Annotated in this window: 9 protein-coding genes and 1 rRNA gene; all 10 read left to right on the forward strand. The window is 66.1% G+C overall.

Translation table 11 applies throughout. From position 1 onward, the window contains the following. The first annotated feature begins 8 nt into the window (after positions 1–8). Positions 9–125, forward strand: a 5S ribosomal RNA gene (gene rrf, locus GF405_09255). A 238-nt stretch (positions 126–363) separates the two neighbouring features. Beyond that, the gene (locus GF405_09260) at positions 364–966 is read left to right on the forward strand and encodes a hypothetical protein (protein MBD3368338.1); all 603 of its coding nucleotides are present in this window, start codon (positions 364–366) and stop codon (positions 964–966) included. Positions 967–984: 18 nt separating this feature from the next. Next, entirely contained in the window at positions 985–4,464 is a 3,480-nt protein-coding gene (gene dnaE, locus GF405_09265) for a DNA polymerase III subunit alpha (GenBank protein MBD3368339.1), read from the forward strand. A 77-nt stretch (positions 4,465–4,541) separates the two neighbouring features. After that, positions 4,542–5,285 (forward strand): hypothetical protein, encoded by a 744-nt coding sequence (locus GF405_09270; protein ID MBD3368340.1) that lies wholly within the window; start codon positions 4,542–4,544, stop codon positions 5,283–5,285. 41 nt (positions 5,286–5,326) lie between these two features. After that, positions 5,327–6,283: an acetyl-CoA carboxylase carboxyltransferase subunit alpha gene (locus tag GF405_09275; protein MBD3368341.1), complete on the forward strand. Its 957-nt coding sequence runs from the start codon at positions 5,327–5,329 to the stop codon at positions 6,281–6,283. 3 nt (positions 6,284–6,286) lie between these two features. Continuing rightward, positions 6,287–6,709, forward strand: coding sequence for a hypothetical protein (locus tag GF405_09280; GenBank protein ID MBD3368342.1), 423 nt, complete (start codon positions 6,287–6,289; stop codon positions 6,707–6,709). Between the two features lie 19 nt (positions 6,710–6,728). Continuing rightward, positions 6,729–7,187: a hypothetical protein gene (locus GF405_09285; GenBank protein ID MBD3368343.1), complete on the forward strand. Its 459-nt coding sequence runs from the start codon at positions 6,729–6,731 to the stop codon at positions 7,185–7,187. Positions 7,188–7,247: 60 nt separating this feature from the next. Continuing rightward, positions 7,248–7,721, forward strand: coding sequence for a CBS domain-containing protein (locus tag GF405_09290; protein MBD3368344.1), 474 nt, complete (start codon positions 7,248–7,250; stop codon positions 7,719–7,721). Next, complete coding sequence (gene porU, locus GF405_09295; GenBank protein MBD3368345.1) at positions 7,718–11,701, forward strand: type IX secretion system sortase PorU; 3,984 nt, start codon at positions 7,718–7,720, stop codon at positions 11,699–11,701. Before GF405_09290 ends, porU begins: the two co-directional genes overlap by 4 nt. A gap of 30 nt (positions 11,702–11,731) precedes the next feature. Then, the coding region (locus tag GF405_09300) for a PorV/PorQ family protein (protein ID MBD3368346.1) at positions 11,732–12,610 on the forward strand (879 nt) is incomplete at its 3' end.

The raw sequence follows: 12,610 nt of genomic DNA on the forward strand, positions 1-12,610 counted from the left end.
CAGCTTGTTTCGGTGGTGATGGCGGAGGGGAAACACCTGTTCCCATTTCGAACACAGTAGTTAAGCCCTCCAGCGCCGATGGTACTGCTTGGGTGACCTTGTGGGAGAGTAGGACGCTGCCGAGACGTACGGACCCCCCGCTCCTGACGGTGCGGGGGGTTCGCTTTTTTTTGGCCCGGATCCCCCCATTGCCGGTTTGCGCCGCATGCCGGGGCCGCTTCAGCTCAGGAGCGACCGTGCCGCGCTTGACGCCCTCGTCCGGGTGCTGGTACTCTTCTTCTGCACCCGCCTCCGACCAGGGAAGCGCGGGTGCTCCCACGACAGGTCCGATGCGGACCCCACGTGCCTCAGAAGGAGGAGAGAATGGACCTCGCGACGCCGCGGTTCATGCCGCTCGCTCTTGCGGTTCTTCTGTCGGCTGCGGTCCTCGCGGGCTGCGGCGGTCCGCCCGCTGTCGAGGAGCCGGTCGAGGACCGGAGCGAGCTTCCCAGGTGGGTGAGGATCGTCCCCGTGGAGAGCGAGGGACGGTCGTGGTTCGTCGGCGCCGTCTCCATGGCCTCGTCCAGGGAGGAGGCGATACGGCAGGCCCGTCTCGACGCCCTGTCACAGGTCTCCCGCTCCGCGCGGCAGCGGTTCGCCTCGCTCATCGCGAAGGCGAACGCCGGGTCGGGCGTGACGCTGACGCCGATCGAGCGCTTCCAGCTCACCGATGCCGGACGTGAGATGTACGCTTCGAGAGTCGAGGAGGCCGCCGTGATGGAGGGTACTCATGTCGAGCCCTGTATCGAGGGCCTCGAGACCGCCTGCCAGACGTATGTCCTCGTCGGCGTCCCCGTCGAGGCCTGGGACAGGGAACTGAGCGAGACACTGCAGAAACTGCGCAGGGAGGAGGCGGAGGCCGGCAGGGAGACGGGGGTGGAGTACCTCGACTGGATGCTGCGGCACCAGGAACGGTCATCCCGCTGACCGGACCGCAGGCCCGGAATGAAGCACGCCGATTTCGTTCATCTGCACTGCCACTCTGAATACAGCCTGCTCGACGGTGCCTGCCGCATCGACCGCATGGTGGCCGCCGCCCGCGAGTTCCGTATGCCCGCGCTGGCGATCACCGATCACGGAACGATGTTCGGCGCGATAGAGTTCTACGCCACCGCGATGGAGGCGGGCGTCAAGCCGATCATCGGCATGGAGGCCTACGTCGATCCGGTTCCTCTGTCTCAGGAGCGCGAAGGGCGCCGGAGCGATGGATACCATCATCTCGTTCTGCTTGCCAGGAACGCGGTCGGCTACAGGAACCTCATGCGTCTCTCGACCGCGGGGTTCATCGACGGCTTCTACTACAAGCCCCGCATCGATCGGGAGCTCCTCGAGCAGTCCGCTGAGGGGCTCATCGCCACGACGGCCTGTCTGAAGGGCCGCCCCGCCCAGGCGCTTCTCGCGGGGAACGAGGAGGCCGCCCGCGCCGCGATCGTCGACCTCGCAGGGATCTTCGGGGAGGGGGGCTTCTACCTCGAGATCCACAACCACGGGCTGCCGGAGGAGCAGCTCGTCAGGGAGGGGTACGCGCGGCTGGGTCGGGAGCTCGGTGTGCCGCTCGTCGCGGCCAACGACTGCCACTACATCACGAGAGATGCCGCCGCCTCTCACGATGTCCTGCTCTGCATCCAGACGGGCAAGGAGATCGACGACGGGTCACGCATGCGGATGCCGAACGACGAGTTCTACATGAAGTCGCCGGACGAGATGAAGGCGCTCTTCGCCGAGTATCCGGAGGCCTGCGCGAACACGGTCGAGATCGCTGAGAAGTGCAATCTGTCGCTCGAGTTCGGCACGGTGCACATGCCGCGATTCCCGCTTCCCGAGGGACGCTCATCGGCCGGAGAGCATCTGGAGGCTCTCGCGCGGGAGGGCCTTGAGAGGCGCTACGACGAGCTGACGTCCGAGATCGAGGAGCGGTTTCAGAAGGAGCTCGGGCTCATCGACGAGATGGGGTTCTCGGGCTACTTCCTCATCGTGCACGACTTCATCAACGAGGCCAGACGTCGCGGCATTCCGGTCGGACCCGGCCGGGGGTCGGCGGCCGCGAGCATTGTGAGCTACGCCCTCGGGATCACGCAGCTCGACCCCCTTCACTACGGCCTCGTCTTCGAGCGGTTCCTGAACCCCGCCCGGCGCAGCATGCCCGACTTCGACATCGACTTCTGCTACGAGCGCCGCGACGAGATCATCGAGTATGTCACAGAGAAGTACGGTCGCGAGTCGGTCGCGCAGGTCATCACGTTCGGGACGATGCAGGCGCGCGCCGCGGTGCGCGACGTGGGCCGCGTGCTCAAGTTCCCGTACTCCGAGGTCGACCGCGTCGCGAAGCTGATCCCGCGAGAGCTCAGCATCACGCTCGACGAGGCGCTCGAAAAGGAGCCGGAGCTCAAGGCCCTCGTCGACGCGGACGAGCGGTACAGGCGCCTCATCGATTACGCGCGGGACCTCGAGGGACTGGCGCGCCACGCCTCGACGCACGCCGCCGGCGTCATCATCGCCCCGGGCCGGATCGAGGAATGGTCGCCCCTCTTCCGGTCGAGCCGTGACGAGATCACGACCCAGTACGCGATGAAGTCGCTGGCGAAGATCGGGCTCCTCAAGTTCGACTTCCTCGGACTCCGTACACTGACCGTAATCCACGACGCGCTCGAGATGATCCGCGAGAACCACGACGTCGAGCTCGAGCCGGGCGACATACCGCTCGACGACGCCGAGACCTACGACATGCTCTCGACGGGGCACACGGTCGGTGTCTTCCAGCTGGAGTCGTCCGGGATGCGGGACCTCGTCCGCAAGATGAGACCGGAGCGCATCGAGGACGTCATCGCCGTCAACGCCCTCTTCCGGCCCGGCCCGCTCCGCTCCGGAATGGTCGACGATTTCGTCAAGCGAAAGCACGGGCGGCAGAAGGTGACCTACATCCACCCGACCGTCGAGCCGGTCCTCAAGGAGACGCACGGCGTCATCGCCTACCAGGAGCAGGTCATGCAGCTGGCGAGCTCGGTCGCCGGGTTCTCAATGAGCCAGGCGGACGTGCTCCTGAACGCCATGCGGAAGAAGCTCGAGGACCAGATGGTCGTGCAGCGCGAGGACTTCATCCGCGGGGCCGTCGAGCGGGATGTCCCGAAGAAGAAGGCCGAGGCCATCTTCGAACAGATGGGGCATTTCGCCGGGTACGGCTTCAACAAGGCGCACAGCGCCTCGTACGCGGTCCTCGCCGTCCGGACGGGCTATCTCAAGACGCACTACCCGGCCGAGTTCATGGCCGCCACGCTCACGAGCGAGATGCACAATTCCGACCGCATCGTAGCGCTGATCAACGAGTGCCGGAGGATGGGGATCCGTGTGCTTCCTCCCAACGTGAACCGCGGCCGCGCCGGCTTCAGAGCCACTCCCTCCGGGGACATCGAGTACGGACTCGCCGCCGTCAAGAACGTCGGACGCTCGGCCGTCGAGTCGCTCGTGCGGGCGAGGGAGGACGACGGGCCGTTCACCGATCTCTTCGACCTGACCTCGCGCATCGATCTCAGGTTGATCAACAAGCGCGTGCTCGAGAGCCTGGCCGCGGCCGGCGCCCTGGACCAGCTCCACGGTCACCGGGCACAGCTCTTCACCGCGGCCGGAGCTGCGCACGACATCGGGCAGCGCGCCCAGCGGGAACGCGACTCGGGTCAGATGTCGCTCCTGGATTCGCTGGCCGGGGAGGAACAGGCCGCGAGACCGAGGAAGCTGCCCGAGGTCGATCCGTGGAGCGACATCGAGACGCTCGGGCGTGAGAAGTCCGTCCTCGGCCTCTACGTCTCCGGACATCCGCTCACCAGGTACGAGCGGGAGCTCACGAGCTTCGCGACCGCCACGATCGCCGATCTCGGCGAACTCGAGGACGGAGAGCCGGTCCGAATCGGCGGCATCGTCGAGGTCATCAAGACGACGACCGACCGGAAGGGCGAGCGCATGGCGTTCGTGACCGTCGAGGACTTCACAGGCCGCGTCGAGCTCCTCGTCTTCGCGGGCTGCTACGCGAAGAAGCAGCACGAGCTCGTGCGGGACGCGACCATCATCGTCGACGGCCGCATCTCGACGCGCGAGGAGGAGGAGCCCAAGATCATCGTGGAGAACATCGTGCCGCTCTCCAGGGCGTACCAGCAGTTCGTCGAGCGCGTCGTCATCTCGCTGTCGACGCCGGGGCTCGAGGAGGAGTCCCTTCTCGACCTGAGAGACCTGCTGGAGCGGCATCCCGGCAGGATCCCGGTGGAGCTCTCGGTGAAGACGGCGGCGGGTCAGGTCGTCACAGTTGAGACCGGGGGGCTCAGGGTCGAGCCGTCGCGGCGCCTGGCCGAAGTCCTCGGTGAGCACGTCGGTGAATCGAACGTCCGCTTCACCGGGTCCACGGCAGGCGCGAAGGTCCCGGAACCTGCTTTCTGATTGACACTTGCGAGGGCCGTTGGTATATTCTGTTCTCACAATCGGGGGAAGGGCGCTCTCGGCGGGGGGCCGCTAAGATGCTCATCAGACTGGCACTTACGGCCCTCGTTCTTGTCCTGGGACCCGCCGCGGCACCTGGCCAGATGTATGAGGCGCCGTTCACCGACCTCGTCGACCTGCCGACGGCTCACGGCCTTCCGCGGGGAGGGTACAGCCTGTCCGTGCGGGTGGCTCCGGGGGGTGATGTGGTCGCCGGAGTGCGGGTCGGTGTGACGTCGTACGTCGGGGTCGGTCTGACGTACGGGGCCGGAAACGCCATCGGATCGGGCGAGCCGGACTGGAACGACCGGGTCGAGCTCGACATCAAGCTCCGCGTGGCCGACGAGCGCCAGGCGATCCCCGCCATCGCCGTCGGGTACGATTCCCGCGGCTACGGCGCCGAGCTGGACGACGGCGGGTACGCGAAGGCCTCGGAGGGGCTCTACATCGTGGCGACGAAGACCCTGCCGTTCTCAGACTTCTGGCAGGCCTCGGTCGGCGCGTCGAGGACCCTCGAGATGAAGAAGGTCAGGCCCGACTTCTACGCGGGGCTGACGGCCAGGTTCTCGCAGGAGTTCTCGGTGGTCGCGGAGTACCACCTCGGCGTGGACCGGCTGCACGACGATGACGATTCGAAGACGAACTATCTGAACGCCGGGCTCCGCTGGGTCTTCAACAACCAGCTCGAGCTCGACGTCTACTTCCGGAACCTCATCGGGCCGAGCGACTCGCCCGAACTCTCGTCGAGATCGCTTCAGTTCGTCTTCTACGATTCCTTCTGACCCACCCGCACCGTCGCGGCGCGAGGCCGGGGGAGGTCCGGATGGTCGGCTGGCTCGAGTTCGAGAAGCCGCTCCTGGAACTGGAACAGAGGATCGACGAGCTCAAGAGCTTCGCCGACGAGGAGAATATCGACGTCGTGAGGGAGCTCAAGCGCCTCGAGGCCAAGGCGGAGGACCTCAGGCAGGACATATACGGCAAGCTCTCCCGCTGGCAGGTCACACAGATCGCCCGGCATCCCAGAAGACCTTACACCCTCGACTATCTGAACGAGCTCTCGTCCGATTTCATCGAACTCCACGGCGACAGGCGTTTCGGCGACGATCCTGCGATCGTCTCGGGGCTGGCCGTCATGGGGAACAGGCGCGTCGTGGTCGTGGGCCACCAGAAGGGCCGCGACACGAAGGAGAACATCCGCCGCAACTTCGGGATGGCCAATCCGGAGGGCTACCGGAAGGCCCTCCGGGTCATGCAGCTGGCGGCGAGGTTCGGCCGTCCGATCGTCACGTTCGTCGACACGCCGGGCGCGTATCCCGGTGTCGGCGCCGAGGAGCGTGGGCAGGCCGAGGCCATCGCGTGGAACCTCCACGAGATGTCGAGGCTGCCGGTGCCGATCGTCGTTGTCGTCATCGGCGAGGGCGGCAGCGGAGGAGCGCTGGGCATCGGCGTCGGCGACCGGGTGCTGATGCTGGAGTACTCCATCTACTCGGTCATCTCGCCCGAGGGATGTGCCTCGATCCTCTTCCGCGACGCAGCGAAGGCGCAGACGGCCGCCGAGGCGATGAAGGTCACGGCGCCCGATCTTGCGGAGCTCGATGTGATCGACGAGATCGTCCGGGAGCCTCTGGGCGGTGCGCACAGGGACTGGAAATCGGCGGCCGGAAAGGTGGGGGAGGCCGTCGAACGCCATCTGGCGGAGCTCTCCCGCGTCGGACCCGAGGAGCTCGTGCGGAGGAGACTCGACAAGTTCATGGCGATGGGGCGGTTCCGGGAGTCTTGACAGGTGACCGTTCTCACGCACATGGCGGTCGGGGCCGCCGCCGGGTCCTTCGTAGAGGGCCGTCTCTCGGCCGCGGCCCTGGGGGCCGCGATTCACGTCCCGCTCGACCTGATCCCGCATTACGAGTTCCAGAAGCTGTGGCTCGAGGTCGTCATCGTGGCGGCCGCGTTCGGAGCTATGCTGGTTGCCGGTCTCTGGAGAGCGCCCGTATTCTGGGGCGCGGCCGGCGCGATTCTGCCGGACGTCGAGAACCTGCTGTGGCGGCTGGGCATCCTGCCCGGTCACAGGAAGGTCTTTCCGGGGCACTCGGAGAAGCTCGCCCGGTGGTTGCCGCACGGACGAGAGCTCCCGGTCCGCCACGCCTGGTGGCAGGCCGTACTGGCCGGCGCCGCCGTCGTTGTGGCGACGGTCAACACGAGATCCTGACAGGGGACCGGAGCACGAGATGAGACTCTCAGCGTTCACCGACAGACGGTTCGTCGATCTCGAGGTCGAACCCGGCAGCAAGGCGGAAGTGCTGGAGAAGCTGTCCGGGTTGATCTCGAAGTCGCGGCACGTCAGAGATCCGAAGCGTCTCCTTGTTGATGTACTCGCCCGCGAAGAGCTCGTGACCACCGGCGTGGGGCACGGCGTCGCCTTTCCGCACGCCAAGAGCGAAGCGGTCAGCGAGGTGGTCTTCGCGTTCGGCCGGGCGAAGGGACCGATCGACTTCGGCGCACTTGACGGAGAGCCAGTTCGGCTCATCTTTCTCATTGGTGCCCCGAAGGCCCAGGAGCCGTCCCGGGTCTATCTGAACCTGATGGCGAGGCTGTCCTTCCTGATGAAGGAAGAGGAGAACAGGCGCCGCCTGCTCGAGGCGGAGCGCGTCGAGGAGATCTTCGAACTCCTCGATTCCGTCAAGTAGCCGGCGCGCGGGAGGTCCACCGGCGGCGTGTGCCCGGGGTTCCGAAGCGAGAGGTACGGGATGAAGGTCCGCGACCACATGACCGGCGATGTCGTGACCGTGGGACGCACGGCGAACGTCGCCGAGATCGCCGAGCTCCTCGCCCGCCACAGGATCACCGGCGTGCCCGTCGTGGAGGACGGGGTTCTCGTCGGCGTCGTGACGCACGAGGAGATCATGAACATCTTCATTCCGCACTACCTATCGATGTTCGACGATCTCGCCTTTCTGGACGATCTGGGTGCGCTCGAGGCGCAGACGATGGCCGAGATCGAACCGTCGCTCTTCCTCGGCGAGGACATCATGATGACCGATCCCGTCACTGTCGGTCCCGAGACATCCGTCATGAAGGTCGCGGCCCTCATGGTCAACAGGAAGCTCGTCTTCGTCCCCGTCGTCGACGACGCACTGCACGTCGTCGGCGTGATGACCCGGAACGACGTCAGTGCGGCGTTCACCGGCGTGACGGGGAGAGAGAACGGGGGGAACGCATGAGGTACCTCGCGATCGCCGCACTCATCTTCGCTGGAGCAGCCTGGCCATCGAGCGCGGCGAACGTCGAGCTCGTCTCTTCCGACCTGAGTGCCGTGGTCGTGCGGTGCGTCTCGGAAGAGCCGGTCCTCCGGGACTTCGCGGCCGACGGCATCCCGTACGCGGTCGTCCGGCTCGACGGCGCAGACCAGCTCGGCATCCAGGGCGCCCCGAACCTCCCGGTGCTCACCGTCCGCTTGGCCGTCCCCGAGTGCCGCCGCGTGCGGCACGTAGCGACGACCTCGGGCGGAGGCCGCATCGACGAAGTTCGGCCGTCACCCGAGCCGACGTTGCTGCCGGTCGAGGAGGGACACCCCAGCGAGTCGACCTGGCTCGAGGGGCCGGTCTACGAGGGAGAGGGACTCTGGCCCGAGACTCCGGCCGTCGTGACGGAGCCCCTCTATTTCGCGACCCAGAGGGTCGTTGAGGTCGAGTTCACGCCGTGTCGGTACGACCGTTCCTCGGGCGCGCTTGTGTGGGACCGCGTCGTCGAGGTCACGCTGACCTTCGAAGACGTCGTCGACGCGCCGCCGCCGCGCGGCGACCTGCCGCGGCGGGAGCGGCTGCTCCGCTCCGCCGTGCTGAACTACGGTTCCGGTCGCGCATGGCGCAGGGCGTGGCCGCTCGAGCGGAGCGGCAGACCGGACGACTACTACGATGACGCGTCGAATTGGGCGAGGCTGAAGATCGAGACCTCGGGTGTTCACCGCGTGTCCTACTCGGACCTCGACGCTCTCGGCGCGGCCGCGTCGAGCATCGACCCGTCGACATTCAGGGTCTTCTCCGGAGGCGGCCTTCCCATTCCGGAGAGCGTCACCGAGCCGCGGCCGGAGTGGATGCAGGAGTGCGCGATCCACGTCGACGACGGCGGAGACGGGAGCTTCGACGCGGGCGACGGCGTCGTCTTCCATGCGCTCGCCTCGGACGCGTGGTCCGACGAGCTGGAGATCGCCGACCCGGACGAGCCCTTCTTCGAGAACCCCTACACCTCGACGTCGGTCTACTGGCTTGCCTGGGAGAGCGGCGGGAGCAGCTCGACCTTCACCGATCCGCCGAGACGCGCCGCGACCGAGCCCGACCCCGGAGCGGCGGACAGGGCGGTTTCGAACTACCGCGCAAGGGTTCACTTTGAGGAGAACGTCTACGAACGGCAGGGGCGCGGAGACAACTGGTTCTGGTACGAGATGAAGCAGCAGGGCGACTACGAGGAGCGCTACTTCCACGAGATCCTGTCCGGCGTGCAGACCGATTCGACCGGAACGCTCCGCGGACGCGTCGACGGCAGCTCGAGCGACGTCTTCGTTTCGCCCGACCACATCGCCGAGTTCTATCTGAACGACCAGCTTGCCGACATCGGCGAGTGGGACGGATACGGAACCTACACGTTCGAGACGTCGGGGCTCCCGATGCGGGAGGGTTACAACACCTACCTCGTGGTCGTCCCGCGGGAGGACGACGATCACGAGGAGGACTACATCCTGATCGACTGGTTCGAGCTTCTCTACTGGAGGGAACTCGTCGCCGACGCGGGCAGGGCGAGGTTCGGCAGCTCCGGTCGGACAGGGGCCGTGGAGTATCTCGTGGACGGGTTCTCCGATGCGGACGTGAGCGTCTACCGGCTCGACGGCAAGTACGATCTGACGGTCGTGGGCGGCGTGGCGACGAGCGCGAGCCCGAACGGCTACGAGGCGACGTTCGTCTCCGAGGTCGCCGACACGGCCTCGTACGAGGTCGTTCAGGACGGCGCGTGGCTCGTGCCCGACATCGAGATCGACGCGTTCGGCGATCTGAGAACCCCGAACGGGGCCGACTATCTCATGATCGTCTACGACGGCTTCTACGACGAGGCCCTGCGCCTGGCGGCCTTCCGGCAGACCGCCGAGGGAGGCGGCTTCTCGGTGCGGGCGACGCGACTCTCTGACGTCTACGACGAGTTCTCCTGGGGCATGATCGACCCGACGGCGATCCGGGACTATCTCAAGCACACCTGGGAGTCGAGCGACCCGCCCCCGACGCACACCCTGCTGGTCGGGGACGCTTCGTCCGACTACCGGCAGTACCTCGCCTCGAGCACCGAGTGCTATCTCCCGACCCACTACTCGGGCGGGTCCTACTGGCCGGCCGAGTTCTGGTTCGTCGGCTTCGACGCCGTGGCCGGGTACCTGCCCGCCATGGCGCTCGGACGTCTGCCTGCCCGGTCGTCCTCGGAGCTTTCGGACATGGTCGACAAGATCACCGGCTACGTGACCGACCGGGAGGAGGGGCTCTGGCACAACAGGGCGATCCTGGTCTCAGACGACCAGTTCAAGGGTGCGGAGGCGCAGAGCAACTGCTGCGAGTTCTTTCACACGGAGCAGTGCGAGGAACTGGCCCGCGAGAAGCTGCCGTTCCCGTTGGACCGCCGGAAGATCTACCTCTTCGAGTACGAGCGCGACGGCACGGGCATCAATAAGCCCGGCGCGCGGGCCGACTTCCTGGAGGCCTGGAACGAGGGCGCCGTGCTCGTCAACTACACAGGCCACGGATCCGAGATCGTCATGGCCCACGAGAACGTGTTTCTCTACGACGACGCCTATTCGCTCGAGAACGACTCGATGCTCCCGCTCTTCTTCGCGGCCTCGTGCAGGCTGAATAAGTTCGATCAGTCGACCGTCGATTCGATGGGCGAGCTTTTCGCGAAGCTCGCCTCACGAGGTTCGATCGCATCGATCGGCAGCACGAGGGACTCGGGAGCCAGCCAGAACGCGTCGCTCAACCGGAGCTTCTACAGTCACATGTTCGGAGGCCAGCAGACGAACGCCACACCCGTACTCGACATCGGTTCGTCGCTCCAGGCGGCCTTCTCCGCCACCTCGAGCTGGTCGAACAACACGAAGTTCATGCTGGTGGGCGACCCGGGCACGGTGCTTGCCACGCCCAGCGGGACGGGCGAGTTCACCGAGCCCGACTTCGAACCGATGCGGCGTCGCGACACCGTGACGGTGGCCGGACAGAACGACGGCGCCTCCGGCGGCCGGGACGGCGTCGTCGTCCTGGCGGCGCACGAGAGCGCCGACACGAGCGGCTACATCCACGAGTTCCAGTCGACGCCGACCTATCACGTCGACTATCGGCTGCCCGGTCGCCGGATGTTCGAGGGCCCGGTCGGCATCTCGGGGGGCGAGCTGAGCGCCGATTTCGTCGTGTCCGCTCTCGCGAACGAGGGGCCGTACGGACGCGTCCGCGCCTACTTCTACGGCACCGACGTCGACGGCGTCTATTCCTACGAGGATGTCGCCCTCAGGGACAGCGTTGCCACGTCGGACGTCACGGGCCCCGAGATCGACACGGGGGTCCAGAGCGGCGCGGTCGTGCCGGGCTCGACGATCACGATCGCCATCGAGGACGAGAGCGGTATCAACCTCGTTGACAGCGGAGGGGCGCACGGCATCGTTCTGAGGGTCGACGGCGGCGACTCGACGGCGCTGACGGACCGCTTCCTCTACGATCTGGGGAGCTCGACAAGGGGCACCATCGAGTACGCGCTCGGAGATCTGGGTGTCGGGAGCCACTCGATCAGCGTTTCTGCATCAGATAACATGGGCAACAGGACCGTCGAGACGACGAGCTTCAGCGTTCTCTCGTCGCTCGACTTCGATATTCGGAACGTCGCGAACTACCCGAATCCGTTCCCCGCAGGGAGCAGCGAGGGCACTCACATCATGTTCCAGCTGCCCTCGCCGGCGGAGGTCGACATCGACATCTTCACCGTGGGAGGGCGTCGCATCAGGATGATCCACGGGATCGACGCGACCGCCGGTGCGAACCAGGTCTATTGGGACGGACGGGACCAGGAGGGGGACGAGATAGCCAACGGGGTGTATCTCTACCGTATTCACGCCACGTCGGACGAGTACCGCGGCGACAGGGTCGAGGCCGTCGGCAGAGCCGTCGTGATGAGGTAGGACGGAACGCGAAGGAAGGACGGGACGACCATGACAAGAGCGCTCGTAGTGACCCTGGCGGTCGCCGTGCTGATGGCGGCTCCATGCGCGGAGGCGCAGGTTTCCATCGGCGGAGCACAGTCGCTCTACATCCAGCCGGGAGGCCGTCCGGCCGGCATGGGAGACTGCTACGCCGCGGTGGCTGAGGACGCCAGCGCCTGCTACTGGAATCCGGCGGGACTGGCATTCATGCCCGTGCAGAAGAACCTCATCCTGATGCACAGCGAGTTGGTGCCCGACTGGGGCGACGTCTACTACGAGTACGCGGCATACGCCCAGAAGGTCGAAGGTCTGGGGACGCTCGCCGGGTCGGTCACCTACCTCACGTATGGTGAACAGGTGGCGACCGAGGAGGGGAGCCCCGATCCGGTCGGCACATTCAATTCGTACGAGGTGATTCCGTCGCTCGCCTACGCCACCACACTGACCGAGAACATCGCGATGGGCATCAACCTGAAGTTCATCTGGGTCGACCTGGCGCCGGAGAGCGTCACGTTCGGACAGGGTGAGGGCTCGGGAACCACCTTCGCCGGCGATCTGGGCGTGCTCTACAGAATGGGTGCCGGGAGGCTTCGCCTCGGGAGCGCGATCCAGAACGTCGGTCCGAAGATCGCCTACATCGACGAGGAGCAGTCCGACCCGCTGCCCAGGAACTGGAAGCTCGGAGCCTCCTACAAGATCCTCGACGATGAGATGAACGAACTCCTCGTGTGCGGCGAGTACAATAAATCGCTCGTCATCTACGAGGACTTCTTCGATTTCTCGACGGGCGTCATCCTGAACGCCGGCGTCGAGTATCGCTACTATGATCTGCTGTCGCTTCGCGCAGGGTACGTCTACGACGAGGACGGCGAGATCAAGGACTTCTCG

It is taken from the genome of Candidatus Effluviviaceae Genus V sp., assembly GCA_014728125.1.
Taxonomy (GTDB): domain Bacteria; phylum Joyebacterota; class Joyebacteria; order Joyebacterales; family Joyebacteraceae; genus WJMD01.

Excerpts from the sequence above, each read along its gene's own strand:
- porU (MBD3368345.1), top strand. The coding sequence starts at position 7,718 with ATGAGGTACCTCGCGATCGCCGCACTCATCTTCGCTGGAGCAGCCTGG.
- GF405_09260 (MBD3368338.1), top strand. The coding sequence starts at position 364 with ATGGACCTCGCGACGCCGCGGTTCATGCCGCTCGCTCTTGCGGTTCTT.
- dnaE (MBD3368339.1), top strand. The coding sequence starts at position 985 with ATGAAGCACGCCGATTTCGTTCATCTGCACTGCCACTCTGAATACAGC.
- GF405_09270 (MBD3368340.1), top strand. The coding sequence starts at position 4,542 with ATGCTCATCAGACTGGCACTTACGGCCCTCGTTCTTGTCCTGGGACCC.
- GF405_09290 (MBD3368344.1), top strand. The coding sequence starts at position 7,248 with ATGAAGGTCCGCGACCACATGACCGGCGATGTCGTGACCGTGGGACGC.
- GF405_09285 (MBD3368343.1), top strand. The coding sequence starts at position 6,729 with ATGAGACTCTCAGCGTTCACCGACAGACGGTTCGTCGATCTCGAGGTC.
- GF405_09275 (MBD3368341.1), top strand. The coding sequence starts at position 5,327 with ATGGTCGGCTGGCTCGAGTTCGAGAAGCCGCTCCTGGAACTGGAACAG.